The sequence below is a fragment of the Pseudomonas sp. LAMO17WK12:I1 genome (genome assembly GCF_900177315.1).
Classification (GTDB): domain Bacteria; phylum Pseudomonadota; class Gammaproteobacteria; order Pseudomonadales; family Pseudomonadaceae; genus Aquipseudomonas; species Aquipseudomonas marginalis.
The window spans coordinates 162,475-188,488 of record NZ_FWZV01000014.1; the positions used below are offsets into that span (position 1 = coordinate 162,475).

A 26,014-nucleotide genomic window follows, 5' to 3' on the forward strand; every position below is an offset into this window, starting at 1 on the left:
ATTAGGCCACGCAGGAACACGGACGATGAGCCACCCCTCACAATTCACCTTGCTGCGCACACGGCGCTTCCTGCCGTTTTTCATCACCCAGTTGCTGGGCGCTTTCAACGACAACATCTTCAAGCAATCGCTGATCCTGGCGATTCTCTACAAGCTCACCATCGACGGTGACCGCAGCATTTGGGTCAACCTGTGCGCCTTGCTGTTTATCCTGCCGTTCTTCCTGTTTTCGGCGCTGGCCGGGCAGTTTGGCGAGAAATTCAACAAGGATGCGTTGATCCGTGCGATCAAGATCGGCGAGATCGTGATCATGGCCGTCGGTGCCACAGGCTTCCTGTTCAACCATTTGGAATTGATGCTGCTGGCGTTGTTTGCCATGGGTACCCACTCGGCGCTGTTCGGTCCGGTGAAGTACTCGATCATGCCCCAGGCCCTGCACGAAGATGAGCTGGTAGGTGGCAACGGCCTGGTGGAGATGGGCACGTTCCTGGCCATCCTGGCCGGCACCATTGGCGCCGGGATCATGATGTCGTCCACCCATTACGCGCCGATCGTGGCGGTGGCGATTGTCGGCGTGGCGGTGCTGGGTTACCTGGCCAGCCGCAGCATTCCACGGGCGGCCGCATCCACGCCGCAACTGCGCCTGGACTGGAATATCTTCACCCAGTCCTGGGCCACGCTGCGCATGGGCCTGGGGCAGACGCCCGCGGTGTCGCGCTCGATTGTCGGTAACTCGTGGTTCTGGTTTGTCGGCGCGATCTACCTGACGCAGATCCCGGCCTACGCCAAGGAATGGTTGTACGGCGATGAAACCGTGGTCACCCTGATCCTCACGGTGTTCTCGGTGGGCATCGCCCTGGGCTCGATGCTCTGCGAAAAACTCTCCGGGCGTAAGGTGGAAATCGGCCTGGTGCCGTTTGGCTCGTTCGGCCTGACGGTGTTCGGCCTGCTGCTCTGGTGGCATTCCGGCGGTTTCCCGCAGAACGTCCAGGCCAACGACTGGCTCACGGTGCTCAGCTACGGCCAGGCCTGGTGGGTGTTGTTCGATATCCTTGGCCTGGGTGTGTTCGGCGGCTTCTATATCGTGCCGCTGTACGCGCTGATCCAGTCGCGTACCGCCGAGAACGAGCGGGCGCGGGTGATCGCCGCCAACAACATTCTCAATGCGCTGTTCATGGTGGTCTCGGCGATCGTGTCGATCCTGCTGCTGAGCGTGGCCAAGCTGTCGATCCCGGAGTTGTTCCTGGTGGTGTCGCTGCTCAACATCGCGGTCAACGCCTACATCTTCAGGATCGTCCCCGAGTTCACCATGCGCTTCATGATCTGGCTGCTCAGCCACTCCATGTACCGCGTGGAGCATCGCAACCTTGACGCTATCCCTGATGAAGGCGCGGCGTTGCTGGTGTGCAATCACGTGTCGTTTGTCGATGCGTTGTTGATCGGTGGCGCGGTGCGTCGGCCGATTCGCTTTGTCATGTACTACAAGATCTACCGTTTGCCGGTGCTGAACTTTATCTTCCGCACCGCCGGGGCGATTCCGATTGCCGGGCGCAATGAAGACATCCAGATCTACGAAAAGGCCTTCACGCGCATTGCCCAGTACCTGAAGGACGGGGAGTTGGTGTGTATCTTCCCGGAAGGCAAATTGACGGCGGATGGCGAGATGAATGAGTTCCGTGGTGGGGTGACGCGCATCCTGGAAGAGACACCGGTGCCAGTGATTCCGATGGCGTTGCAGGGGCTGTGGGGGAGTTTCTTCAGCCGCGATCCGCACAAGGGCTTCTTTCATCGGATCTGGTCGCGGGTGGTATTGGTGGCGGGTGAGCCTGTTGCCGTGGAGGCGGCTACGCCTGCGCAGTTGCAGGCGGTGGTGGGTGTTTTGCGGGGGAGTGTCAGGTAGTTCTGTGCTGGATGTACCGGACTCATCGGGGGCTTGCCCCCGATGGCGGTAGCGGCCTAAGCGCTGATCTTAAGCCCAACAAGCCCGCAAATGATCAACGCCACACTGGCCAATCGAAACAACGCCATGGACTCCCCGAACAGGACAATCCCGGCAATCACGGTGCCCACCGCGCCCACACCGGTCCAGATGGCATAGGCGGTGCCCAGGGGCAGTTCCTTCATGGCCAGCCCCAGCAGGCCGAGGCTGATGGCCATGGCGGCAATCGTCAGGGCGGTGGGCAGTGGCTTGCTGAAACCGTCGGTGTACTTCAGGCCGACGGCCCAGCCGACTTCGAACAGACCGGCAAAAAACAGAATGATCCAGGACATGATGACCTCGCTTCCATAGGCGGGGTCGTCCCCGGATTGTGCGCCTCGACAGCGTCGCGAGGTCGTCCCCGCGAAGCCCGGTAGAGTGCCGAAAATTGATCATGCGATCAAGTTTGCGGCGTGTTCTCCAGTACGCGGCGGTCTTCCTTCTCGCTCATGCGGCGGAAATACGTCGACAGCAATGCCCCGGAAATATTGTGCCAGACACTGAACAACGCACTGGGCACTGCCGCCAACGGCGAAAAGTGCGCGCTGGCCAAGGCGGCGCCCAGCCCTGAGTTCTGCATGCCCACTTCCAGTGCCAACGACTTGCGTTGGGCCAATGGTAGTTTGAACACACGGCCGGTGAAGTAGCCCAGCAGGTAGCCGAAGCTGTTGTGCAGCATCACCACAGCCATGATCAGCAGGCCCGATTCGGCAATTTTCGCCTGGCTGGCAGCCACTACCGCGGCGACGATGATCACAATGCTGACCACCGACACCAGGGGCAGCACGTCCACTGCATGGCGGACCCGCTCGCCGAGCACGCGTTGCGCGACCACGCCGAGCACGATCGGCAGCAGCACCACTTGCAGGATCGACCAGAACAACTCCATGAACGACACCGGCAACCAGGCCGAGGCCAACAGCCAGATCAGCGCCGGGGTGAGCAGCGGGGCGAGGAGGGTGGTGACGGCAGCGATGGCCACCGACAGCGCCAGGTCGCCACGGGCCAGCCAGGTCATCACGTTGGACGAGGTGCCGCTTGGGCAGCAACCGACCAGGATCACGCCGACGGCAATTTCCGGCGGCAGGTGAAAGGCCTGGCACAGCAGCCACGCCACCCCCGGCATGATCACGAAATGCGCGACCACGCCCAGGGCCACGCGCCACGGGTGGCGAGCGACTTCGGCGAAGTCTTCAAGTTTGAGGGTCAGCCCCATGCCGAACATCACCAGGCCCAGCAGCGGGACGATGGCGCTTTTCAGGCCGATGAACCAGCTGGGCTCGAGGAACGCGACAACGGCGAAGATCAGCACCCAGTAGGCGAAGGTATTGCCGACGAAGCGGCTCAAGGCGGCGAGTGCGCGCATGGGGGTGTCCTTGTTGTTAGATGCTTGAAGTGCAACTGCGATCAACTGTGGGAGGGGCCCCTCCCACAATTTGATCTTCAAACGGCTTAGATACCTTGCGGGGTTTCTTCGCCGCCGAGGGCTTCGATCAACGCCGGCAGGAAGTCGCCGAAGGTCAGCATCATCAGCGTGAAGCTGGCGTCCAGCTGACCCAGGGCCTCTTCGCCACCGTCCTGTTCCGCCTGGTCTTGCAGCAGGTCTTCGAACTTCAGGCGCTTGACGGTCATCTTGTCGTCAAGCATGAAGGACAGCTTGTCCTGCCAGGCCAGGGACAGTTGGGTCACGACTTTGCCGGTGGTCAGGTGCAGCTGGATTTCTTCGCCGGTCAGGTCCTGACGCTTGCAACGTACGATGCCGCCGTCTTCGTGGGTGTCGCGCAGTTCGCATTCGTCGAGGACGAAGAAGTCATCGGCCGGTTTCTGGGTGGTGACCCAGTCGGTCATGATGGCGGTGGGCGCGGTTTTCACGGTGAGTGGGCGCACCGGCAGGGTGCCGATCACTTCACGCAGGGTGGAGAGCAGGTCTTCGGCGCGTTTCGGGCTGGCCGAGTTCACCAGGATCAGGCCTTGCTTCGGCGCGATGGCGGCAAAGGTCGACGAGCGGCGAATAAAAGCGCGGGGCAGGAAGGCCTGGATGATTTCATCCTTGATCTGGTCGCGTTCCTTTTTATAGACCTTGCGCATTTGCTCGGCCTCGATCTCTTCGACTTTCTCTTTCAGTGCGTCACGCACCACGCTACCCGGCAGGATGCGTTCTTCCTTGCGGGCGGCGATCAGCAGGAAGTCACCGCTGACGTGAACCAGGGGAGCGTCTTCACCTTTACCGAACGGTGCGACGAAACCGTAGGTGGTCAACTCCTGGCTGGCACAAGGGCGCGCCAGTTTGGTGGCCATGGCCGCTTCCAACGCCTCGGCATCAACAGGCAGATCTTGGGTCAGGCGATAGATAAGCAGGTTCTTGAACCACATGGGGTGAGTCTCTCCTTTATACAAAGGGGGGCATTATTCTCTTGATAGCGCCCCAGGCCAACCCTGCCTAAGCCATTGGAAGGCCTCAAAAAAAAGATTTAAGAAAGTGCTTGCCAGACATAAGGTCGCTCCGTAGAATGCGCGCCACACCGAGACGAAGGGTGATTAGCTCAGCTGGGAGAGCATCTGCCTTACAAGCAGAGGGTCGGCGGTTCGATCCCGTCATCACCCACCATTCGCTTCATGTGTTACGCGCAGCGGTAGTTCAGTCGGTTAGAATACCGGCCTGTCACGCCGGGGGTCGCGGGTTCGAGTCCCGTCCGCTGCGCCATATTCGGTAGCCTGGAACGCTGAACGCCAGGTCACCACAGAAAGCCCGCCTGATCGCGGGCTTTTTGCTGTCCGGAATATGGCAAAAAATCGTGCGCTGAACTTTTTTTGAATAAATTGCATTTAAATCAAGACATTACGATTTTTTGGTGTATGATGCGCCCACACCGAAACGAAGGGTGATTAGCTCAGCTGGGAGAGCATCTGCCTTACAAGCAGAGGGTCGGCGGTTCGATCCCGTCATCACCCACCATTCGCTTCACGTGTTACGCGCAGCGGTAGTTCAGTCGGTTAGAATACCGGCCTGTCACGCCGGGGGTCGCGGGTTCGAGTCCCGTCCGCTGCGCCATATTCGGTCACCTGGCCCACTGAACGCCAGGTCACCACAGAAAGCCCGCTCAATGAGCGGGCTTTTTTTTGCCTGCGATTTGACCTTTCTGCGCCTTGCCGTCGCCCTGACGCTACCTGACCTTTTTCTTGCGTGGCTGGCGCGTGGCCAAGTGCTCGAAGCAAAAAGACGCAGTGCCGAACACGGCGATTATGGTCAGGACGATCATGCCTAGGGTTGAGCTTTCCACGATGGGCTTCCTACGTGATGGAGTAGGCGTCCACGGTAGAGTTACGACGAAAGCGCCTCAATAGACCCGACGCAATCCTTACGACGCCGGGCCCGTTGTTACGCAGTCTTTACGGGGCGTTGCGGCTGTGGCGGTAATCGCTGACCGCTTCATACACCGCCTTGCGCAAGCGATTGATGCCGCCGATGGGGCGGTGCTCGGTCACGCCAAACCATGGGTTGAACGACTGGTTGTCACACGCCAGGTTCTGCTCGGGCGTATCGAAGTCCTGGGCCGGGATCCGCACCTTGGCTACGCTCTCGTAGGGCGCATCGCTCTCCTTCCACTCGATGCTGGTGTCTTCGATCGGCATGAACTTCTGCGGGTTCTGCCGCTGGATCTGCAACACGAAACATGCCGGCACGCGGTCGGTGGACAGCTGCTGGCTCAAGGCGCTGCGCAGGAAGTTCGGCAGGTCCTGGTTCTGCTTGGGCAGGGCGTATTCCGGGCAGCTCTGTGGGTCGGGCGCCACACGGAACTTGGCATTGGCCGCGCCGAACTTGTAGGGCGATACCGAAAAATAGGTGGTCTGCGTCGGGCTGGCCGGTGCGGGTGCCAGGGTTGCCAGGGCGATAAACAGGTGACGCACCTGCCAGCTGCGCGGGTCGGCCTTGGGGAAGAACGCCAGGACTTTCTTGCCATCCGCCTGGGCGCCGATGTTCTGCGCGTACTCCGCCACATCGCTGACAAAGAAATTCGGGTGGCTGAACATCACGAAGTCCTGTTCCGTGCGGGCCTGCTGGTCGGCGAGCAATTGTTTGCCCGGCACGTCCAGCAACTTGAGCGCCATGCCCCGGGCATCGCGGATGCTGTCGAACTGCGGGTAGGCGTTGCCGTTGGACAAGCGCATCATGGCCTGCCAGGTCTTGCCTGGTTCGGCAAATACACCCTGGCGCAACGCCGGGTCGAGATCGGCCAGCACACTGACTTCGGCTTTCACGCAACCATGGGCCTTGGCGTGGGCATCGCGCAGGTAGCGCGTGCCTTCGCGATGCTGGTCAACGATGCGCACGGCGGTCTGGATAATGCCCTGGGTCATTGCCGCTTCACCCGCAGGGATCTGCTCGTCCGGCGACACCGGTCCGCTGTGCTGCCAGGCAAACCACGCCGTGCTCGCCAGCCAGCCGAGCAGGCCCAGGCCCACCAGCCACAACAGGGTCTTGCCGAGAAACCGGCCAAGGCGCAGCCACAGGCGGGCGAGCAGGGAAGGTTGGTCGTATCGAGATCGGATCATCATGGCAGTTGTTGCTCCAGCGGGCCGCCCAGCACTTTGAGGTATTCCAGCAGTGCCCAGCGTTCCTGCGGCAGTAAGCTGCGGCCGATAACGCCATTGCCACGCTTGCCGGCACGGAATTCGTGGCCGCTGTTGTGGTTGCCGGTGAGTTTGGTATCGAACAGGAAGGCATTCTTGAACGCTGCGGTCTCAAAGCCCAGGTGACGCGGGTCGTAGTTGAAGGTGCCTTTATAGAAGGTGGTGCTGCGTTCATCCTGAGGCGAGAGCAACTGGTAGATCGTCGGCACCGAGCCGTTGTGCAGGAACGGCGGGGTCGCCCATACACCGGCCAGCGGGCGGGCCTTGTAGGCACGCAACTCGCGCACGCCAATGGGCAGGCCGTAGCCATCCAGGCGCGGGCGCTCGGCCGGGGTGACGCCGGCGGCGCGGTAGGCGTGGTCTTCGACGAAGGCGGTGACGTAGGCCAGGCCCTTGGCCACGGACATTTTCTTCAGGTCCAGCGGCTCGGTGGGGGTGGGGTGCAGTTCGACATTGAGCTTGGCCAGTTCCGCCGGGTCCCACTGCAGGGCGCTGAGGTCATAGCGCTGGTCGGCAATGTTGCTGGCGGTACCGGGGTCGGTGCCGATGTACGCCACCGGCAGCATTTTCAGCTGCTGCACCGGGCGGCCATGTTCCTCGGTGACGGCCGGCACATGGCAGCCGGCGCAGTTCTCGGCGAACAGCGCGCGGCCCTGGGCGGCGAGGGGCTTGTCGACGGGGCCGAACAAGTCCTCGGGCCAGGTCGGTGGTTTGAGGCGTTGCAGGGTTTCTTCGATCCGGTTGAGGTCACGCACCCTGACGCTCGACGGGTAGCGCGCATCGCCCTGAAGCGGTTGGCCGGCGGCGTCGAAAAAGCTCAACGTTGCGCCTACACCGAGGGCTTCACCGATATTACGCGCCATGGGTTGCTGGGCCGAGCCGTTCCATTGCACCCAGTCGAAGGTCCAGATGTCCCACAGCTGCGGGTAGTCCACCGGCGCATTGGCGACGCGGTAGTTGTCTGGCGAAATGGCATCGCCAAAGCTGGCATTGGCGATCCGGCCAAAGGCGTCGGTGCGGCCCGGGCCTTCTTCGGTGGGGTAGAGGCCGCGGTGGGTGTCGTTCCAGGCGACCTTGAGGAACTGGTTCAGCGACTGTTTGAAGTCCTCGCGCAACTGGCTGTGCTCGGCGTCGTAGCGATCCCCCAGCACCTGGCGGGCAAACCGCTCGAATTTCCAGGGGTTGTAGTAGGTGGCGGCGAGGCTGGCGACCAGGGCCTGGCCGAAACTGCCACCGCGCAAGGTGGGTACGCTGGAAGGCAGTACGTGTTGGGCCGAGCCGCCGTCGATACGCAGGGCCTGGCCCTTGAAGTGCAATTCGCCGGTATGGCAGGCGGCACAGGTAATATCCAGGTACTCGACGTTGCTGTCGGCGTTTTTGTGCCGGGCGAAGCCCACGGGCAGGTTGCCGGGGTTTTGCGTGGTGGGTACCTGCTTGGGGTCCACCAGGAAACCGAAGCGCGCCAGGTACTCCGGCGTGGCAAAACGCCGCTCGGAGAACGGCAGTTCCAGGGCGGTGAACCAGTTGTAGTGCAGGCCTTTTACTTGGGTGCCCTGGGGCGTGAAGTAATAGGTCTGGCGGTCGGCGGCGCTCCATTGGTCCTGGTAGTGCACCTGTTCCACCGGCACGTAGTCGGGCAGCCTGGGGTTGACGGTGTAGTACAGCACCACGGCCAGGATCAGGCCCAGCGCGATGAGTATCAGCAGTAAAACACGGGAAAAAATGCGCAAGATGGCTATCCTTGTCTCGGCCTTGTCGAGTGGTCGCGTTGTTATGCCACTACGCCACGGGTGCGGCAAGTGGCCATGAGTCAGATGAGAGGCGGTCCCGCGATCCGTCGCGGGCTCCCATAATGAATGAAAATGCTTTTAAACACGTGAACTTATCGGAAGTTTCCTGCTCACATGCCGGTAGCCATTGGTCGTGGCCGCCTGATAAGCTCGCGACTTTATTCGAATGCCCTTTTGGCGCATGAACAAGGAAATAGCATGAAACAGCATCGGTTGGCGGCGGCGGTGGCCCTGGTTAGCCTGGTACTTGCGGGTTGTGATTCGCAGACCAGCGTAGAGCTGAAAACCCCGGCGCAGAAAGCTTCCTACGGCATCGGCCTGAACATGGGCAAAAGCCTTGCCCAGGAAGGCATGGATGACCTGGATTCCAAAGCGGTAGCCCAGGGCATCGAAGATGCCGTCGGCAAGAAAGAGCAGAAGCTCAAAGACGACGAACTGGTTGAAGCGTTTGCCGCACTGCAGAAGCGTGCTGAAGAACGCATGACCAAAATGAGCGAAGAGTCGGCAGCCGCCGGCAAGAAATTCCTCGAAGACAACGCCAAGAAAGACGGCGTAGTCACCACCGCTTCCGGCCTGCAGTACAAGATCACCAAGAAAGCCGACGGCCCACAGCCTAAGCCGACTGACGTGGTGACTGTTCACTACACCGGCAAGCTCACCAACGGCACCACCTTTGACAGCTCCGTGGATCGCGGCAGCCCGATTGACCTGCCGGTCAGCGGCGTGATTCCTGGTTGGGTCGAAGGCCTGCAACTGATGCACGTTGGCGAGAAGGTCGAGTTGTACATCCCGTCCGACCTGGCCTACGGCGCCCAGAGCCCGAGCCCGGCAATCCCGGCCAACTCGGTGCTGGTATTCGACCTGGAACTGCTGGCCATCAAGGACCCAGCCAAGGCTGAAGCCCCTGCTGCACCTGCCGCCAAGAAGTAATCGGCGCTTGAACACACAACGCCCCGTCTTGACGGGGCGTTGTTGTTTTCGGGGTTTTCAAATCAGTACCTGTAGACATCCGATCGAACGCCCGTACGCTGTAACAGTCTGATGTAAGGCTCGAGTACGGGTATCGGCACATCTGCGCCAAGTCAATGAATTCTTGGGTTTTTTTGATGTGCGCAAAAAACGCCCGATCTGACTGGAAGCCTTGTAGACCGTGGCTTTCAGCCGGTAAAACAGGCTCTGTTCACAAGGTTATCCACAATTTGTGTGGATAACCTTTCTGTTTGATGGAACTGGAGTGACAGATGAAACCACCCTTCAATTTCACCCGTTTCCTGCCCATGGCTGCACGCTTGCTGGGCCGTGGACGTTTGCCGACCCTGCTGTTCGCTGTCGCCGCCAAAGGCTCCAGCCAGGGCAACCGCCTGGGTAAGCTCAAGGATGATCTCAAGTTGCTTCAATCCCTGTGCCTGGCCTACTGGCGTGGCGAGTACCGGGCCATCAGCCCCAAGGCACTGATCTCTGTGGTGGCGGGGTTGATGTATTTCCTCAGCCCGATTGATGCGATCCCGGACTTTATCCCCATGTTCGGCATGCTCGACGACATCGCGGTACTGGCGTGGGTCATGAAGACCCTGGAAGGCGAACTGAGCGCGTTTCGCGCCTGGCGTGACGCACAGCGCCCGGAAAAACTCGCGGTGGTTGAGCGTTTGCCTGCCACCCCGGCCTTGCTGGCCAAGGAAAACCCGCAAAAAAACGGATGACGTGGCTATCCCCCTGCGACCTTTGTGGCTGTTAGGATTACACTCCTAAGGAAAGAGCTTACTCAGTAAGTGCAGTTATCCTACGGGGCGGTCATGGATATTCAGATAATTTCACGCAATGGCGAACCCGAGTACGCGGTGTTGCCATGGGATCAGTACCAGGCGCTGCTAAAAGCCGCCGGTCAGCAACAGCCTTCACCGACGCCTTCTCCTACTGCACACGCCGCACCTGACCAGGATTTGCGCCCGCTCGCAGACCTGCGCGGCTTGCGTGAAGCCAAGGGCCTGGCGATTGAAGCGTTGGCCCGCACCGTGGGCATCAGCCCCTCGTATCTCGGATTGATCGAAAGTGGTGAACGTCAGCCGGATGCCGCAATCCGCCGCAGCCTGGCCTGGGAATTGGGCGTTACAGGGTGGAGGGATGAATCTTGAGCCTACGTATCAGTCGTCAACATTGGGATGGGTTACTTAACGAACTGGACCAGGCGCGCCGCCAGCGCCATCTGCTGACCTACCGGGCACTGTTGGAGCGCCTGCAGTTTCCGACGCCGGCGATGCAAACCCTGGCCGCTGCCCTGGAGCACCTGGCGGCGCTGGACGCCAAGGCCGAGCAACCGTTGCGCAGCTCCCTGGTGATCAGCCAGGGCGCCAGTCGCCTGCCGCGTACCGGGTTCTTTGAATGTGTGGAGCGCCTGGGGCGTTTCAGCGGGCCGTCCGATGGTGTGGCCGCCGCCTCCTGGCATGCCTCGGAAGTGGTGCGGGTGTTCGAATACGAGTATCCGGAGTCTGCCGAGGCTTAAAGTGCCTGGGGCAACATGTCCATGCTGTCGATCACGTGAATACTGTAGCCGGTCATATCCTTGGCATGGTGCTTGGCCTGCGAGGCCAGTTCCGCCAACTGGCTGGCATCGAGTTGTCCACAGGCCTGTGGATACAAATGCACCACCCCGATCGACAATGACAGCAACGCAAACTCCTGGCGTACGCCCTGGCGGTTCAGCGCCACGAAGCAGCCGGCGTCGAGGTGCTCGGCGCGGTAGAAGCGCCGGCACTGGGTATGGAAATCGTCCAGCAGCTGGTTGAGCCGCTTGCGCCAATCCTGTGGCCCCAATACCAGCAGAAAGTCATCGCCACCGATGTGCCCGACAAAGTCGCGGCTGGGGTCGACCCGGTCGTTCAGGCACTGCGCCAGGCACAGCAACACCTCATCCCCACGTCCGTAGCCGTAGATGTCGTTGAACGGCTTGAAGCTGTCGATATCCACGTAGCAGATCACCGATTCCCGCTGTTGCTGCAACAGTCGCGTCAGGCACTGCTGGATCGGCACGTTGCCGGGCAGCAGGGTCAGCGGGTTGGCATAGCGCGCCTGCTGGATTTTCAGTTCGGTGATCAGCTTGAGTACATCGATTACCCGGCCCAGGCCGAGGTAATCGCCATTGAGGGTGATAATGAAATCTTCTTCGATACGTTGCCGTGCGCGGCTGGTCAGCAGGCGGCTGACCTGTTGCAGCGACTGGCTCAACTCCACCGCCAGAAAATCCGTACTCATCAGCCGGCTGATGGGCTTGCGCGCAAACAGGTCGGTGGCAAACGGCTTGAGCAGCGCATCGGAGAGTGAATGCCGGTGCACGATCCCTACCGGGTGGCCGCGTCCATCCAGCACCGCCAGGGAGTTAAGGTTAGCCTGGCGGCGGAACGCCTCCAACACCTGGGCGGTGGCGGTGTCCTGATCGACCGCCGGTTGTTCGCTGAGCAGGGCGCTGAGGTCGCCGGCTTCTTCGCTGAGGGCCACATTGGCCTGGTCGGGCTTGGGCAGCATCTGGCGCGCTTCCTGTGGCGGCTGCTCCTGTGGACGGCAGAGCAGGTAACCCTGGACCAGGTCGACGCCCATCTCGGTCAATACCGCCAGCTCTTCCGGCAATTCGATGCCCTCGGCGATCACCTGGGCCCGTGAGGCCCTGGCGATCTGCAGGATAGAGCCGACAAACTCACGCTTGAGCGCATCCTGATGGATACCGTCGATAAAGTGCCGGTCGATCTTCACGTAATCCGGGCGCAGCTCCGACCACAAGCGCAGGCTGGAATAGCCGGCACCCAAGTCATCCAAGGCAATCGAAAAGCCCATGTTGCGGTAATGGTGCAGGGCGGTTTGCAGCAGGTCGAAATCGTCGGTGGGGGTCTGCTCGGTGAGTTCGATCACCACCTGGCTCGGCGGAATGCCGAAGTCGCGCAGCAATTGCAGGGTGCGGCCCGGTTGATGAGCGGTCTCCATCAAGGATTCGGGCGAGACATTCAGGAACAGCTTGCCCGGCAGCTTTTGCTCGCTGAAGCGGCGGCATGCGCTTTCGCGGCAGGCCATTTCCAGTTCGCTGAGGCGTCCGGCATGGCGCGCCACCGAGAACAGCGCGATGGGGGAGTGCAGCGGGCTGTTCGACGGGCCGCGGCTGAGGGCCTCGTAGCCGAGGATGCGCCGTTCCGACAGACAGATGATCGGTTGGAACAGGCTGTGCAAACTGCCTTGAGCCAGGATAGAGCCCAATGCACTCAGCTGTTCGGTCATGGTCATGGCGATCTCGATCGAAAAAAAAGGACCGTGGGCGTTACGCCGACGGTCCTTCATTTCACGACAGAATGATGTCTATATGATGACACTTCAGGGAGCGATCACATTAAATCGCCATCATTTACTGCTTGGCCACCTGTTTGGTGATTTTCAGGTAGTCCAGCAGGATCCGGCCGCTCTCGGCCAGGTAAGCGTCGTCTTCCGGCTTGGTTTTATCCGCTTCGGTCGGCAGCGCATCCTCGTCTTCTTTCTTCAGCTCCTTGAGGGGTTCTTCGCCCTTGGCCTTGCGGCGGATGTTTTCCAAGGCGAGTTGCTTGTTTTCGATGTCGGAGTGCTGTGCACGACGGTCCACTTCATTGAGGCTGACGGTTTTTTCTTCCATCAACTTCTTGGCCAGGGCCAGCTTGTCGCGGATGAACACAAACTCGGCATCCTTGGCGGAGCGGGTATCGTGGTCAGCCTTCAACTGCGCGAGGAATGGCTTGAACGGGTCCGAGGCCGGCTTGATTGCAGGACGGATGGTGTCCCACGGCATGGCTTCCGGCAGGGCGCTTTCGCCGATTTCCTTGGTGTCGATGATCGACGGGAAATCGATGTCCGGCAGTACGCCCTGATGCTGGGTGCTTTGCCCGGACACCCGGTAGAACTTGGCCAGCGTCAGCTTGAGCTCGCCATGGTTCAGCGGCTGGATGGTCTGCACGGTGCCTTTGCCGAAGGTCTGGCCGCCGATGATCAATGCACGGTGATAGTCCTGCATGGCGCCGGCGAAAATCTCCGAAGCCGAAGCCGACAGGCGGTTGACCAGCAACGCCATCGGGCCTTTGTAGAAGGCACCCGGGTTCTCGTCTTCGAGCACGTCGACACGGCCGTCAGCGTTGCGTACCAACACGGTCGGGCCCTTGTCGATAAACAGGCTGGTCAGCTCGGTGGCTTCCTGCAGGGAACCGCCGCCGTTGTTGCGCAGGTCGATGACCACGCCGTCGACTTTTTCCTTCTGCAGCTCGGTAAGGATTTTCTTCACGTCGCGGGTGGTGGACTTGTAGTCCGGGTCACCGGCACGGAAGGCCTTGAAGTCCAGGTAGAAGGCCGGGATTTCAATCACGCCCAGCTTGTAGTCCTTGCCATCCTGCTTGAGGTTGAGGACTTTCTTCTGCACGGCCTGGTCTTCGAGCTTCACCGCTTCACGGGTGATGGACACGATCTTGCTGGTCTGGTCGTTCGGTGCATTGGTGTGCGGAATCACTTCCAGGCGCACCACGCTGCCTTTCGGCCCGCGGATCAGCTTGACCACTTCGTCCAGGCGCCAGCCGACCACATCGACCATCTCTTTGTCGGCCTGGGCCACACCGATGATCTTGTCGGCAGGCGCCACCTGCTTGGTCTTGTCTGCCGGACCGGCCGGCACCAGACGCACGATCTTCACCTGGTCATTGTCGCTTTGCAGGACGGCACCGATGCCTTCCAGGGACAGACTCATGTTGATATCGAAATTTTCCGCGTTATCTGGAGACAGATAATTGGTGTGCGGATCGTAGGACATCGCAAAGGTGTTGATGTAGGCCTGGAAGATATCTTCGGCACGGGTCTGGTCCAGGCGCGCCAGTTGATTCTTGTAGCGCTTGGTCAACAGCTCCTGGATGGCCTTGGGCTCTTTGCCGGCGATCTTCAGGCGCAGCACTTCGTCCTTGACGCGTTTGCGCCAGAGGTCGTCGAGGGCGGCGGTGCTGGTCAGCCAAGGCGCGTCCTTGCGGTCCACCAGAAGGGTTTCCTTCTGGGTGAAGTCGAGCTTGTCGACACCCTTGTCCAACTCACCCAAGGCGAAGTCCAGACGCGCTTTCACGCGATCCAGATAGCGCTTGTAGATGGTGAAGCCGGGCTGCAGGTCGCCGCTCTTGAGGAAGTCGTCGAACTGCGTCTTCCACTTGTCGAACTCAGCGATATCGCTGGCCAGGAAGTAGCTGCGCGACGGATCCAGCAGCTTGAGGTAGCTGTCGTAGATGATCACCGAGCGCGCGTCGTCCAGCGGCGGCTTGCTGTAGTGATGACGCTTGAGCAACTCGACGACGTTAAGGCTGGCAATCACCTCATCGCGGTCCGGCTGAAGGTTGTCCCAGCTGTTGGCTGCGAACGTATTGGTCGACATCGACGCGAAGCCGATACCAATGAAAAGAGCGAGGGCGGTGCTGGGGAACAGATGCTTCATGCTGATTCGACGCGGGGGCAATTGATAACGCATATTAGGCCGTCTTTGAAGTTGCCGGTTCCATAGGGGCCGGTCGCATAATGCAAAAAGCCCGGCGCTACTGCTACGGGCTCAGTCCAGACTCACTATGGAGGCACTGTGAAAGCATTGCAAGGCGTTGAAGGTCATGTGGCGTGGTTGGACGAACCCAGTCCTACATGTGATGTAGGCCAAGTTCGCATTCGCGTGGCGGCTGCGGGCCTTAATCGCGCCGATTTATTGCAGCGTGCAGGGCTCTATCCGCCACCGCCTGGCGCCAGTGCTGTGCTGGGCCTGGAGTGTTCCGGGGTGATCAGCGAAGTGGGCCCGGGTTCGTCCTGGCAGGTGGGCGATCGCGTCTGTGCACTGCTGGCCGGTGGCGGCATGGCCGAAGAAGTGGTGGTGGATGCACGTCATGTGCTGCCGGTACCGGAAGGTCTGTCGCTGGTCGAAGCGGCGGCGCTGCCGGAGGTGTACAGCACCGCGTGGCTCAATCTGTTCCAACTGGCGGGCCTCAAGCCCGGTGAGAAAGTGTTGCTGCACGCCGGCGCCAGTGGCGTGGGCTCGGCGGCCATCCAGCTGTGCAAGGCATTTGGCAGCCCGTGCTGGGTCAGCGTCGGCTCGGCGCAGCGCCTGGCCTACTGTGAAGACCTGGGCGCCCAGGGCGGCGTAGTACGCACTGACGGTATCGAAGGGCTGCGGGATTTCGGGCCATTCGATGTGATCCTCGATCCGGTCGGCGGCAACTACGCCGCGCTGGACCTCAAGCTGCTGGCGCTGGACGGTCGCTGGGTGTTGATCGGCTTGATGGGCGGCCGCGAGGCGCAACTGGACCTGGCCCAGGTGCTGGCTAAGCGTGTGCAACTGCTGGGTTCGACCCTGCGCAGCCGTGACGATCAGTTCAAGGCCGACCTGTTCAGCGAGCTGAGCCAGCATGTATGGCCGTTGTTTGCCGAAGGTCGCCTGAGCCCGCAATTGGCCAGGACGTTCCCGATCAAGGATGCCGAGGCGGCGTTTGCCGAGTTGGCGACTAACCAGATTGCCGGGAAGCTGGTGTTGGTGATTGACGAAAGCCTGACCTGATCCCGGATTGGAATAGGGTCGATGTGGGAGGGGCGGTGCGACGCTTCGACTTACCCCTCCCACCTTTGATTGGATTTCAAGTCGGGATAGGCGGTGTCAGACCCAGTGGTGGATTGGCCAGCCGGATTTTTCGGCGTGGGCGCGCAATACCGGGTCGGGGTTCACCACCTGCGGGTGCTCCACCTTCAGCAACAACGGCAAGTCATTGCGCGAATCCGAATAGAAATACGCGCCGTCCAGCGATTCACCTTCCTGTTCCAGCCATTCCAGCAAGCGTGTGATCTTGCCTTCGCGGTAGGTCAGTACACCGACGGTACGGCCGCTGTACACGCCATGACTCACTTCCAGCTCAATCCCCAGCACCTCATCAATGCCGATACGCGCCGCGATCGGTTTCACCAGATGAGTCCCCGAGGCGGAGATCACCAGGATCCGGTCGCCGTTGGCGCGGTGGCGGGCGATGGTCCTGGTGGCGTCGCTGTAGATCAGCGGTTCAATCACATCCTCGACCCATGGCTCCACCAAATGCTCGATTTCCTCCGGGGTGCGGCCGATCATCGGTTCCAGGCTGAAGTCCATGAAGTCTTCCATGGCCAGCTCGCCGCGGCTGTAGGCGTCCATCAGCTCGTTGTTCCTGCCCATGAACGACGCCGGGTCGACCCAGCCCAGGCGGCCCATCTGTTCGCTCCAGAGGGTGGCGCAGTCGCCATGGATCAGGGTGTCGTCCAAATCAAAAATTACCAATGCCATCCGTTACGCTCTCTCAAGATTCACTGCTGCTCAGGCTACTTCACACAGCGCACTGGGGTCGATGGAAAGTGCCAGGCGCTGGCCGTCCGGGTGCAGATCGTCCGCCGAGCGGTTGAGCACGTCCACCACCAATTCCACGCCACGGGCTTCGATACGGTAGCGGATCACGTTGCCCAGCAGGCTGTGGCTGCGCACCATCGCGTCGAGTTCGCCGTTGCGGCTCAGTTCGATGGCCTCCGGGCGAATCGCGATGCGCCCGCTGATCGGACGTTGCAGCAGTTGGCTGGCCTTGTCGGCGTCCAGCAGGTTGTAGTTGCCGATGAAACCGGCAGCGAATACATCCACCGGTGCGGTGTAGAGGGTCTCGGCATCGCCGCTTTGCACGATCTTGCCCTGGTTCATCAGGAAGATCCGGTCCGACATGGTCAGGGCTTCTTCCTGGTCATGGGTTACGAAAATCGTGGTCAACCCCAGTTCGCGCTGGATCTGGCGAATCTGTTCGCGCAGGTGCTTGCGAATCCGTGCATCCAGCGCCGACAGCGGCTCATCCAGCAGCAACAGGCGCGGGCGGGTGACCAGGGAGCGGGCCAGGGCTACACGTTGGCACTGGCCGCCGGACATCTGGTGCGGGTAGCGGCCGGCCAGGTCCTTGAGTTCCACCAGTTGCAGCACTTCCTGCACGCGCTTGTGGCTGTCATCGGCGTTGACCTTTTGCATGCGCAGGCCGAAGGCGACGTTCTGTTCCACGGTCATGTTGGGGAACAGCGCATAGCTCTGGAACACCATGCCGATGTTGCGTTTCTGTGGGCTCAGCGGAACGATGTCCTGGCCGTCCAGCAGGATTTTCCCACTGTCCACCGCGGTCAGGCCGGCGATGCAGCGCAGCAGGGTGGACTTGCCGCAACCGGATGGGCCGAGCAGGGTGACGAACTCACCCTTGGCGATTTCGCAGTTGATATCACTGAACACCGGGGTGCCGGCGTAGCCTTTTTGCAGGTGTTGGACGCTGACGAAGCTCATTGGCTTTTGTCCTTGTTCAAGATATTGGCGGCCCAGGTCAGCACCAGCACAAAGAAGAAATAGGAAATCACGACGGCGCTGGTGAAGTGGCCGCTGCTGTTGCGCATGTTGTTCAGGTACACCTGCAGGGTTTCGTAGCGGGTGCCCACGAGGATATTGGCGAACACGAACTCACCGAACAGGAACGAGAACGACAGCAGCAGCGCCACCATCAGGCCTTTGCGCAGGTTGGGCAGCACCACGAAGATCGCGGCCTGCCAGGTGCTGGCGCCAAGCAGTTGCGAGGCGTCCATCAAGTCGCGCAGGTTGATGGCTTGCAGGTTGTTGGTGATCGCCCGGTACATGAATGGCAGCGCCACGGTGAAATAGCAGCCGATCAGGATCCACGGCGTGCCCACCATCGCCAACGGCCCGGAGCCGTACAGTTGCAGCAGGCCCACCGACGACACCACCGGCGGTACCGCGAAGGGCAGCAGGATCAGGATGTTCATCAAGGCGTCGAGCCTGGGAAAGTGGTAATGCACCACGAACAACAGCGGCAGAATCAACACCACCGACAGGATCAACGCACCCACGCACACCAGCAAGGATTGCCCGAAGGCCATCAGGAAGCGTGGGTCGCTCCACAGCTGCACATACCACTTCACCGTGAAGCCCGCCGGCAGAATGGTTGCCGACCAACTGCTGGCAATGGAGTATACGAAGGTGCCAATCAGCGGCAGCACCAGGATCGCGAACAACAGGTACACCACCACGCGGTGGTAGAGGGAGGCCGGGCCGGCTTCAGCGCGAGACATGGTAGCTCCTCTTGAGCAGCAGTTGATGGACCACGGTGACCACGGTCATCAGCGCCACCAGCACCACGGCCAGGGCGCTGGCCATGTTTGGATCGAGGGACACATCCCCCGACACCAGGCCGGCGATACGAATCGGCAGCACGTTGAAGTTCCCGGTGGTCAGGGCGTAGACCGTCGCGTAGGCACCCAGGGCATTGGCCAGCAGGATCACGAACGTGCCCAGCAGCGCCGGCGTGAGCACCGGCAGGCCGATGTGCCGCCAGAACTGCCAGCCATTGGCGCCGAGCAGGGCCGCCGACTCACGCCAGTCTTCACGCAGTGCGTCGAAGGCTGGGTAGAGCAGCAGCACGCCGAGGGGGATCTGGAAGTAGGTATAGAGGATGATCAGGCCGGTCTTGGAGTACAGGTTGAAGTCCTGAATGATCCCGGCTTGCTTGAGCATGATGGTGATGCTGCCGTTGAACCCCAGCAGGATGATGAACGCGAAGGCCAGGGGCACGCCGGCAAAGTTGCTGGTCATGTTGGCGAAGGCGGTGACGAAGTTGCGCAGCGGCGAATCCACCCGGCGCAGGGAGTAACTGCCCAGCGTGGCGATAATGATGCCGAAGATGCTCGAGTAGAAGCTGATCTCCAGGCTGAACTGGATGGCCTGCAGGTAGAACTTCGAACTGAAGATGCGCGTGAAGTTGTCCAGCCCCCAGCCGGTGTCTTCGGTCTGCAGGCTATTGATCAGCACCCATACCAGCGGGGCGATTTCGAACACGATAAAGAACAGCGCGAAAGGCACCAGGCACAGGAGGGCCAGCCATTTTCCGCGGGATATTGAACTCACTTCAGTAACTCCCGGCACACAGGTTTGTCGTGGGGTACGCCCAGCAGTTCGCAGACGGTGCCGCACAGCTCGGTCTGTTTCGGTGCGGCGTGGGTGTCCAGGCTGAAGGCATCGCCGAGGACGAACAGCGGCACTTCCCGTTCTTCCGGCAGCAGACCGTTATGGGAGCGGTCGTTGTTCATGCCGTGGTCGGCGGTCACCAGCACCTGGTAACCCGCATCCAGCCAGGCTTGCAGGTAGTCGGCCAGGATGATGTCGGCCGAGCGTGCACTGTTGCGGTACTGCGGTGTGTCGAGGCCGTGCTTGTGGCCGGCGTCGTCGATGTTCATCGGGTGCACCACCATAAAGTCCGGCGCGTGCTTGAGCCGCAGGCTGTCGGCGTCGGCGAACAGGTGGGAATCGGGGTAGTGGTCATTCCAGTAGAAATGCCCGTGCTGGATCGCCAGCGTCTTGTCGTCGGTATGACGATCCCGTGCGGCGAGAAAGGGCGTGCGGTTATACAACTCGCTGACCCAATGGTAAGCCGCCGCTGCGGTGGTAAGGCCGGCGTCGGTGGCGTAATGGAAAATGCTGCGCTGGTTGGACAGGCGCGAGACGTTGTTGTGGACAATGCCGCTGTGGATCGGTGGCACACCGGTAAGGATGCATTCGTACAGCGGGCGGGACAGGGCGGGCAGTTCACATTCCAGCTTGTAGAGGGCTGCGCGTCCTGCGCCGACATAGGCCTGCAAGTGTCCCATGGCGTGCCGGGCAACCTCGAAGTTAAGGCCGTCGAGCACGACAAGGATGACGGGGTGCTTCATGGGGGGCGACGCTCCGCAATGATTGACTTGGCTCAATTCCTCTGGAGGAACGGGGTCAAAAATGTGGGAAGGGGCTTGCCCCCGATAGCGGTGTGTCATTCAACGAATTTGTTAGCTGATCCACCGTCATCGGGGGCAAGCCCCCTCCCACATTGGATCTCCACTGGAGCTCCAATGTGGGATAAACCCTTACTTCATCTCTACGATGACCTGCTCGTTCCACAGTTGCGGCAGCTTCTTGGAAGTCGCTTCCCAGGCATCGGCATCCTTGATCGGCTGCGGGTTGGCCTTGGTGTATTGCTCGCCCGGGATCAGGTTCTTGGCGATGTCGGCCGGCAGCTTCAGGTCGGTTTCGGCACGGATCGGACGTGCGTTGCCACGCGCCAGGTTGAGTTGGCCGGCGTCGCTGAAGATGTATTCGCGGGTCAGCTTGGCGGCGTTCGGGTGCTTGGCGTATTTGTTGATGATGGTGGTGTAGCCGGATTTCACCGAACCGTCCGATGGGATCAGCACCACGTAGTCATCCGGGTTGGCCATCTTGGCTTTGTAGCTCAGGCCGTTGAAATCCCAGACGATACCCACTTCGACTTCGCCTTTTTCCATGGTGGCGATGGTCGGGTTGGACAGGCCGAGGCGACCTTGCTGGGCGATCTTGGTGAAGAATTGCAGGCCCGGGGCGATGTTCTTTTCATCGCCTTTATTGGCGATGGCGGCGGCGAGTACGGCGTTGGAGGCCTGGGCCGCAGTGCTCACGTCACCCACCGAGACTTTGTATTTGCCGGTTTGCAGGTCAGCCCAACTGGTAGGGACTTCGGAGCCGTGCAGCAGCTTCTTGTTGACGATGAACGCGATGGTGCCGGTGTAGGCCAGGGCCCAGTGACCGTCCTTGTCTTTCGCCCAATCCGGCACCGAAGCCCAGTTGGACGGCTTGTACGGCTGGGTGACTTCCTGCTTCACCGCGATCGGGCCGAAGGCGGCGCCTACGTCGCCGATGTCGGCGCTGGCGTTGTCTTTTTCGGCCTTGAACTTGGCGATTTCCTGGGCCGAACTCATGTCGGTGTCGATGTGCTTGAGGCCGTAGGTCTTGGCCAGGTCTTCCCAGGTGCCTTTCCAGTTGGCCCAGTCATCGGGCATGCCGACGCTGTTGACGGCACCTTCCGCCTTCGCGGCGGCCTCCAAGGTTTTTAGATCGGTATCAGCGGCCATGGCGGCGGTGCACATGGCAATGGTCGAGCCTAACAGTGATGCCAGGAAAAGCTGTTTCATCCGAAGCTCCTTTGGGCGTTTTCAACGCGGCGGTGTTTTCTACGGTGTTGTTGGTCTAGGTCAGAGCAATACCTGAGCCAATCTAGACGCGATGGATGACAGTTTCATGTCGATGTCGTTTTCATAGCCTTGATGTCGCTCGGCGCAGACTTAGCGTAGACCATGCTCAAGTGCCCGCAGAGACTGGACTTGGCCGATGTATTGCAGGGTGTGGTGCAGGGACGCGGCAGGGACTGTCATCTGTCGGTCATCAGGAGTGCCTAGGCTGGCAAGCAGTCGTGCAAGCCCATTTATGCAGCGGTTTGTGCACCTGAACAGTGCTGGTCTAGTCCAGATAGGTAACGTTGATGCGTGATGAGGCAATCAAGGCGGTGACATCCATCGGCCTGGCGCTGCAAGAGCAGATCGACCACGGCCTGTTGGCGCCTGCAAGCAAGCTGCCCGCCGAGCGCAAGCTCAGCGAGTTGTTTGGTACCACTCGAATTACGGTGCGGGAAGCCTTGTTACAACTGGAGGCCCAAGGGCAGATTTATCGCGAGGAGCGTCGTGGCTGGTTTGTCTCGCCGCCTCGGCTGGCCTACAACCTGATGCAGCGCAGCCACTTTCACGCGATGGTCAACGACCAGGGGCGGGTGGCATCCACCGAAGTGATCAGTGCGCGGCTGCAGCCGGCCTCGGCCGCGGTGTGTGCGTGGTTGCAGCTGCCGGCGTTGTCCAGCGTGATCCAGATCTGCCGGGGACGGCGGATTGACGGGCGGCTGGTGTTGTATGTGGAGCACTACCTGAACCCGCAGTATTTCCCGGGGATTCTCGAGTGCGACCTGAATCAGTCGATGACCGAGTTGTATGCGCGCAAGTACGACTTGCACTACGGGCGGGTGCGCTTCGAGATCGTGCCGACCTCATTGCCGGTGGAAGCGGCGGCGGCATTGCGCGTGTCGGTGGGCAGCCCGGGCTTGCGGATCGCCCGGGTCAATTATGACCAGCACCAGCGCTTGATCGACTGCGACCTGGAATTCTGGCGGCATGATGCGATTCATGTCGGCGTGGATGTGGTTTAACCCACCAAGGCTCTGTCACTCAGCTATCCGGCGTGAGTGCCTTGATCACCTGGTCCACATTGCTCTCCAGCTCCGATACCGGGTCCGCGCCGTCTACGTTCAATACCAGCAGCGTTGAACCGCCTGCCGTGATGGCGGCTTTCACTGCATCACTCGGCTGGCGATGATGCAGCACCACGGCCACGTCGTTGTCCTTCAGCTCGGCACTGAGCTTCTGTAACGCCTCAGGTGTCCAATCGGCGTCGGGCCGGGCATCGGTGCTGAGCAGTTCCAGATTCAAACTGCTGATCAGATAGGCAAAGTGATCGCTCAAACTGACCACACTCAGGTTGTCCGCCTTGGCCAGTCGCGCCTCGCTGTCGGCGCTGAGCTTGAGCAGGCGTTGCTTGAGGGCGGCCAGGTTGGCGTCGATCTTCGCCTTGGCGCCCGGTGCCAGGCGGCTCAGGTCGGCGGCCAGGACATCGGCCATGCGCCCCAGGTTGTTGCTCGATTGCCACGGCTGGCTGTTCAAGCCATCGGCGACGCCAGGTTGCACGGCGATGCCCGGCAGGCCGCCATCCACCGGGCGTGCCGCATCGATTTCGACGATGCGGATATTGCTGCGCCGTGCCACGGGGTAGAGCGGGTCATCGGCCCACAGCGAGCGCACGCCGATGGCGGCGTCGGCGTCCTGGGCCAGGGTGTTCAGTGCCGGCGCGCCACGGCCGGTGAAGTACGACACCTGCCGCGAGCCCGGCAGGTTGGCCGGCGCCGCGCGCTCGAGCTGCACATCGGTGCCCTTGAGCAGCACCTGCGCCAGGCCATAGGTGATCGGCAGCGAGGCCAGGACTTTGACCGGTTTGGCCGCGTGAGCAGCAGGTTTGCCCACTTCGGCCGCCATCAGCGGCGTGGTGATCAGGCAAGCGATGGCCAGGGCCAGAGGTTGAAGAACGGAGCGCATTATCCAAGGTTCCCTTTAAGGCTGGGCACGGTGCCCCGCGCGACGGCGGCAAGGGCGAAAGCGATACCGGCCATCAGGATGATCGCGGCACCGGAGGGGATGGGCAGGTCGAAGATGATCGGCAACAGGATCCCGCACAGGGTGCTGACGGTGGCGATCACCACCGAGATCCAGAAGAAGCCTTTGAGCGATTGGCTCAGCAAGCGTGCCGCCGCCGCCGGAATCACCAGCAGCGCGCCCACCAGGATGGCGCCGATGACCTTGACTGCCGCCACGGTGATCAGCGTCACCAGGATCACGAACAGGTAGTCCAGGGTCTTCACCGCCACACCACGCACCGCTGCCAATTGCGGGTTGAAGCTGGCGAGCATGATGCGGTTGTACAGCGGCAGCGCCAGGGCCATCACCAGGGCGCCGACAATCGCCAGTACCAGCAGGTCGTTGCCGTTGACCGTGAGCACCGAACCGAACAGCACGTTTTCGAGGATGTGCACGTTGATCTTGCCCGCCAGGATCAGCAGCAGGCTGGCGCCCAATGCCAGGGACACCGACAGGAACACGCCGATCAAGGTATCCGGCGCCAGGCCCGTACGGTTGCGCAGGTAGTTGAGCAGGATGCCGAACAACAGGCAGTAACCGAACAGGCTGCCATAGGGCCCGGTGTAGGGCTCACCCAGCAGGATGCCCACGGCCACGCCGGTCAGTGCGGCATGGCCGACCGCTTCGGAGAAAAACGCAAAGCGCTTGACCACCACCAGCGTGCCCAGCCCGCCCAGTACCGGGCCGATCAGCAGACCGGCGAGCAGGGCGTTGACCACAAAACCATAGGCCAGTGCCTCCGGCAGGTAACCGGATGAGGCCCAGCCCTGGACCATCAGGCGAAACGCTTCATAACTCATGGCGCCGGGCTCCGAGGGTGGGTAGAGAACAGGGTCAGCAGGCGCTCCGGGGTCAGCGCCTCTTTCGGCGTGGCGTCGAACAGCAGGCGGCGGTTCAGGCCGGTGACGCGGTCGGCCAGGCGGCCCACGGCTTCCAGGTCGTGCTCGATCCACAGCACGGTGATCCCGGCCAGGCGCCAGTCATTGAGCAGGCGTTCGAACACCTGGATACCCGCTTCATCGAGGGCCGACATCGGTTCATCCAGTACCAGCAACTGCGGCGCCGGGATCAGTCCCTGGGCCAACAACACCCGCTGGCGCTCACCGCCGGACAGCGCGCCCATTCGCCGCTTGCGCTTGTCCTGCATGCCGACCCGTTCCAGCGCCTCGCCAATCGCGGCGGCGTAATGTTTGGACAACCCCAGGAACGCCGGGCGCCGCTGGCACATGGCGGCCATGAAATCGTCGACCGTCATCGGCAGGCCCCGGTCGAACTCCAGCGCCTGGGGCACATAACCGATGGTGCCGGGCGTGCCCGGCCACTGCAGGCTCAGTTGCCCCTGGTGCGGTGTTTGCCCCAGCAGGGTCTTGATCAGCGAGCTTTTGCCGCCGCCATTCGGCCCCACCAGCGCATGGATGCTGCCCGGCTGCACCTGGAAGCTCACGCCGTCGAGGATCACGGTGCGGCCCAGGGTGAGGGACACCTGGTCGAAGTCGAGGGTCGGGCCGACGCTCGCGACCTTAAGTTGCTGCGCTGCGGTCATGCCCCGGACTCCTGAATCGCCCGTACCACGGTGTTAAGGTTGCCGGTCATTTCCACTTCGTATTTTTCAGCGCTGTATTCGCCGTAGGAAATATGCGACAGCGGGTACAGCTTGACCCCGGATTCGCGCTGGATGGTGTCGACGTAAGTGGACGGGAAATCCATCTCCGAGAAGATCACCTTGACGTCCAGGGCGCGCAGTTCGTCGATGGTCTTCTTCAACTGGCTGGGGCTCGGCTCGATCCCGTGGGCCGGCTCGACCACGGCCGTGACTTCCAGGCCGAACTCGCGCAGCAGGTAATCGTAGGCCGCGTGCACGGTGGCGACGCGCAGGTCCGGGTTGGGTGCGCCGGTCAACTTGGCCAGGGCATCGGCGCGCATCTGCCGCAGGCGTTTGCCGTAGGCGCGGGCGTTCTGGGTGTAGGTCTTGGCATTGTCCGGGTCGAGCTTGCCCAGTTCGCGGGCGATGTTGTTGACCTGGGCAATCGACGCACTGATCGACAGGAAGGTGTGCGGGTTGACCACCTTGCCGGCACCGCGCGCGGCGTTGCCGGTGGCCGCCAGCAGCGGCACGTTGGCGTTGGCTTCGATCACCGGGATGTCCGGGCGCTCGCTGGTGGCGATCATGCGGTCGGCGAAATCGTCATGGCCGACGCCGTTGAGCACGATCACATCCAGGGTGCCGATGCGCTTGATGTCTTCGGCACGTGGCTCGTAGGCGTGGGGATTGAAGCCGGCCGGGATCAGCGGCACGACGTCGGCCTTGTCGCCGACGATATTGGCCACGTAGCTGTAATAAGGGTGCAGGGTGATGCCGATACGCAGGCGCTTGGCCGCTTCGGCATTCGCGAGGGGAGCGAGTATCAGGCTGAACAGGCCAACCAGAAACACGCGCAACAAGGGCGATGAAATAGACATGGGCAATCGGTCTTCTCGT

25 protein-coding genes and 4 tRNA genes are annotated in these 26,014 nt (G+C 61.4%); 12 read left to right on the forward strand and 17 right to left on the reverse strand.

Translation table 11 applies throughout. From position 1 onward, the window contains the following. The first annotated feature begins 25 nt into the window (after positions 1 to 25). A complete protein-coding gene (locus tag B9N88_RS25255; protein WP_027607102.1) occupies positions 26 to 1,900 on the forward strand; it encodes an MFS transporter in 1,875 nt (624 codons plus the stop codon). A gap of 56 nt (positions 1,901 to 1,956) precedes the next feature. Here B9N88_RS25255 and sugE read toward each other — a convergent pair whose 3' ends face one another. The 3 genes from sugE to rdgC form a co-directional block, all read right to left on the reverse strand. Further along, positions 1,957 to 2,271: a quaternary ammonium compound efflux SMR transporter SugE gene (gene sugE, locus B9N88_RS25260; RefSeq protein ID WP_027607103.1), complete on the reverse strand. Its 315-nt coding sequence runs from the start codon at positions 2,269 to 2,271 to the stop codon at positions 1,957 to 1,959. A 107-nt stretch (positions 2,272 to 2,378) separates the two neighbouring features. Then, entirely contained in the window at positions 2,379 to 3,344 is a 966-nt protein-coding gene (locus B9N88_RS25265; RefSeq protein WP_027607104.1) for a bile acid:sodium symporter family protein, read from the reverse strand. Positions 3,345 to 3,430: 86 nt separating this feature from the next. Then, on the reverse strand, positions 3,431 to 4,351 hold the full coding sequence (gene rdgC, locus B9N88_RS25270; RefSeq protein ID WP_027607105.1) for a recombination-associated protein RdgC: 921 nt from the start codon (positions 4,349 to 4,351) through the stop codon (positions 3,431 to 3,433). Between the two features lie 159 nt (positions 4,352 to 4,510). On the opposite strand from rdgC, the gene B9N88_RS25275 reads away from it, so the two are divergent. The 5 genes from B9N88_RS25275 (at position 4,511) to B9N88_RS32600 (ending at position 5,244) form a co-directional block, all read left to right on the forward strand. Continuing rightward, positions 4,511 to 4,586, forward strand: a tRNA-Val gene (locus B9N88_RS25275). Positions 4,587 to 4,605: 19 nt separating this feature from the next. Beyond that, positions 4,606 to 4,682 (forward strand) — tRNA-Asp (locus tag B9N88_RS25280). Positions 4,683 to 4,858: 176 nt separating this feature from the next. Further along, positions 4,859 to 4,934: transfer RNA gene (locus tag B9N88_RS25285), tRNA-Val, on the forward strand. A 19-nt stretch (positions 4,935 to 4,953) separates the two neighbouring features. Further along, positions 4,954 to 5,030 (forward strand) — tRNA-Asp (locus tag B9N88_RS25290). Positions 5,031 to 5,082: 52 nt separating this feature from the next. Continuing rightward, entirely contained in the window at positions 5,083 to 5,244 is a 162-nt protein-coding gene (locus tag B9N88_RS32600) for a hypothetical protein (RefSeq protein ID WP_155954383.1), read from the forward strand. Between the two features lie 124 nt (positions 5,245 to 5,368). Here B9N88_RS32600 and B9N88_RS25295 read toward each other — a convergent pair whose 3' ends face one another. Together B9N88_RS25295 and B9N88_RS25300 are read right to left on the reverse strand one after the other, a co-directional pair. Continuing rightward, positions 5,369 to 6,535 (reverse strand): catalase family protein, encoded by a 1,167-nt coding sequence (locus tag B9N88_RS25295; protein ID WP_043293703.1) that lies wholly within the window; start codon positions 6,533 to 6,535, stop codon positions 5,369 to 5,371. Next, on the reverse strand, positions 6,532 to 8,340 hold the full coding sequence (locus tag B9N88_RS25300; RefSeq protein WP_027607107.1) for a di-heme-cytochrome C peroxidase: 1,809 nt from the start codon (positions 8,338 to 8,340) through the stop codon (positions 6,532 to 6,534). Before B9N88_RS25300 ends, B9N88_RS25295 begins: the two co-directional genes overlap by 4 nt. A gap of 258 nt (positions 8,341 to 8,598) precedes the next feature. Here B9N88_RS25300 and B9N88_RS25305 point away from each other — a divergent pair, with 258 nt between their 5' ends. The 4 genes from B9N88_RS25305 (at position 8,599) to B9N88_RS25320 (ending at position 10,900) form a co-directional block, all read left to right on the forward strand. After that, the gene (locus B9N88_RS25305) at positions 8,599 to 9,330 is read left to right on the forward strand and encodes an FKBP-type peptidyl-prolyl cis-trans isomerase (RefSeq protein ID WP_012723274.1); all 732 of its coding nucleotides are present in this window, start codon (positions 8,599 to 8,601) and stop codon (positions 9,328 to 9,330) included. 311 nt (positions 9,331 to 9,641) lie between these two features. Beyond that, a complete protein-coding gene (locus tag B9N88_RS25310; RefSeq protein WP_027607108.1) occupies positions 9,642 to 10,100 on the forward strand; it encodes a YkvA family protein in 459 nt (152 codons plus the stop codon). Positions 10,101 to 10,193: 93 nt separating this feature from the next. After that, positions 10,194 to 10,532: a helix-turn-helix domain-containing protein gene (locus tag B9N88_RS25315; RefSeq protein WP_027607109.1), complete on the forward strand. Its 339-nt coding sequence runs from the start codon at positions 10,194 to 10,196 to the stop codon at positions 10,530 to 10,532. Continuing rightward, positions 10,529 to 10,900: a hypothetical protein gene (locus tag B9N88_RS25320; protein ID WP_005786715.1), complete on the forward strand. Its 372-nt coding sequence runs from the start codon at positions 10,529 to 10,531 to the stop codon at positions 10,898 to 10,900. Before B9N88_RS25315 ends, B9N88_RS25320 begins: the two co-directional genes overlap by 4 nt. On the opposite strand, the gene B9N88_RS25325 is transcribed toward B9N88_RS25320, so the two are convergent. After that, positions 10,897 to 12,666 carry a bifunctional diguanylate cyclase/phosphodiesterase gene (locus B9N88_RS25325; protein WP_043293707.1) on the reverse strand — a complete coding sequence of 590 codons (1,770 nt, stop codon included), beginning with the start codon at positions 12,664 to 12,666 and terminating at the stop codon, positions 10,897 to 10,899. The genes B9N88_RS25320 and B9N88_RS25325 overlap by 4 nt on opposite strands. Before the next feature lie 118 nt (positions 12,667 to 12,784). After that, the gene (locus B9N88_RS25330) at positions 12,785 to 14,866 is read right to left on the reverse strand and encodes a carboxy terminal-processing peptidase (protein ID WP_174562728.1); all 2,082 of its coding nucleotides are present in this window, start codon (positions 14,864 to 14,866) and stop codon (positions 12,785 to 12,787) included. A gap of 138 nt (positions 14,867 to 15,004) precedes the next feature. On the opposite strand from B9N88_RS25330, the gene B9N88_RS25335 reads away from it, so the two are divergent. Beyond that, entirely contained in the window at positions 15,005 to 15,967 is a 963-nt protein-coding gene (locus tag B9N88_RS25335; protein WP_027607112.1) for a zinc-binding dehydrogenase, read from the forward strand. Positions 15,968 to 16,063: 96 nt separating this feature from the next. On the opposite strand, the gene B9N88_RS25340 is transcribed toward B9N88_RS25335, so the two are convergent. The 6 genes from B9N88_RS25340 to B9N88_RS25365 all read right to left on the reverse strand — a co-directional run bounded on the left by B9N88_RS25340 (position 16,064) and on the right by B9N88_RS25365 (position 21,435). Further along, positions 16,064 to 16,717 (reverse strand): HAD family hydrolase, encoded by a 654-nt coding sequence (locus B9N88_RS25340; protein ID WP_027607113.1) that lies wholly within the window; start codon positions 16,715 to 16,717, stop codon positions 16,064 to 16,066. A gap of 30 nt (positions 16,718 to 16,747) precedes the next feature. Then, on the reverse strand, positions 16,748 to 17,737 hold the full coding sequence (locus B9N88_RS25345) for an ABC transporter ATP-binding protein (protein ID WP_027607114.1): 990 nt from the start codon (positions 17,735 to 17,737) through the stop codon (positions 16,748 to 16,750). After that, entirely contained in the window at positions 17,734 to 18,534 is an 801-nt protein-coding gene (locus B9N88_RS25350) for an ABC transporter permease (protein WP_027607115.1), read from the reverse strand. The genes B9N88_RS25345 and B9N88_RS25350 overlap by 4 nt, the downstream gene beginning before the upstream one ends. Beyond that, positions 18,521 to 19,366, reverse strand: a complete 846-nt coding sequence (locus B9N88_RS25355; RefSeq protein WP_027607116.1) for an ABC transporter permease — start codon at positions 19,364 to 19,366, stop codon at positions 18,521 to 18,523. Before B9N88_RS25355 ends, B9N88_RS25350 begins: the two co-directional genes overlap by 14 nt. Beyond that, on the reverse strand, positions 19,363 to 20,169 hold the full coding sequence (locus B9N88_RS25360; protein ID WP_027607117.1) for an alkaline phosphatase family protein: 807 nt from the start codon (positions 20,167 to 20,169) through the stop codon (positions 19,363 to 19,365). Before B9N88_RS25360 ends, B9N88_RS25355 begins: the two co-directional genes overlap by 4 nt. A gap of 189 nt (positions 20,170 to 20,358) precedes the next feature. After that, positions 20,359 to 21,435, reverse strand: coding sequence for an ABC transporter substrate-binding protein (locus B9N88_RS25365; protein WP_027607118.1), 1,077 nt, complete (start codon positions 21,433 to 21,435; stop codon positions 20,359 to 20,361). 347 nt (positions 21,436 to 21,782) lie between these two features. Between B9N88_RS25365 and B9N88_RS25370 the strand changes: the two genes are divergently transcribed. Further along, a complete protein-coding gene (locus B9N88_RS25370) occupies positions 21,783 to 22,496 on the forward strand; it encodes a UTRA domain-containing protein (RefSeq protein WP_027607119.1) in 714 nt (237 codons plus the stop codon). A 19-nt stretch (positions 22,497 to 22,515) separates the two neighbouring features. Here the strand turns inward: B9N88_RS25370 and B9N88_RS25375 are convergent, their stop codons facing one another. The 4 genes from B9N88_RS25375 to B9N88_RS25390 are packed head-to-tail and all read right to left on the reverse strand — an operon-like array spanning position 22,516 to position 25,995. After that, the gene (locus B9N88_RS25375) at positions 22,516 to 23,436 is read right to left on the reverse strand and encodes a metal ABC transporter solute-binding protein, Zn/Mn family (RefSeq protein WP_027607120.1); all 921 of its coding nucleotides are present in this window, start codon (positions 23,434 to 23,436) and stop codon (positions 22,516 to 22,518) included. Beyond that, complete coding sequence (locus B9N88_RS25380) at positions 23,436 to 24,335, reverse strand: metal ABC transporter permease (protein WP_027607121.1); 900 nt, start codon at positions 24,333 to 24,335, stop codon at positions 23,436 to 23,438. The genes B9N88_RS25375 and B9N88_RS25380 overlap by 1 nt, the downstream gene beginning before the upstream one ends. Beyond that, positions 24,332 to 25,078 carry a metal ABC transporter ATP-binding protein gene (locus tag B9N88_RS25385; protein WP_027607122.1) on the reverse strand — a complete coding sequence of 249 codons (747 nt, stop codon included), beginning with the start codon at positions 25,076 to 25,078 and terminating at the stop codon, positions 24,332 to 24,334. The genes B9N88_RS25380 and B9N88_RS25385 overlap by 4 nt, the downstream gene beginning before the upstream one ends. Beyond that, complete coding sequence (locus B9N88_RS25390) at positions 25,075 to 25,995, reverse strand: metal ABC transporter substrate-binding protein (RefSeq protein ID WP_027607123.1); 921 nt, start codon at positions 25,993 to 25,995, stop codon at positions 25,075 to 25,077. Before B9N88_RS25390 ends, B9N88_RS25385 begins: the two co-directional genes overlap by 4 nt. Positions 25,996 to 26,014 lie beyond the last annotated feature (19 nt).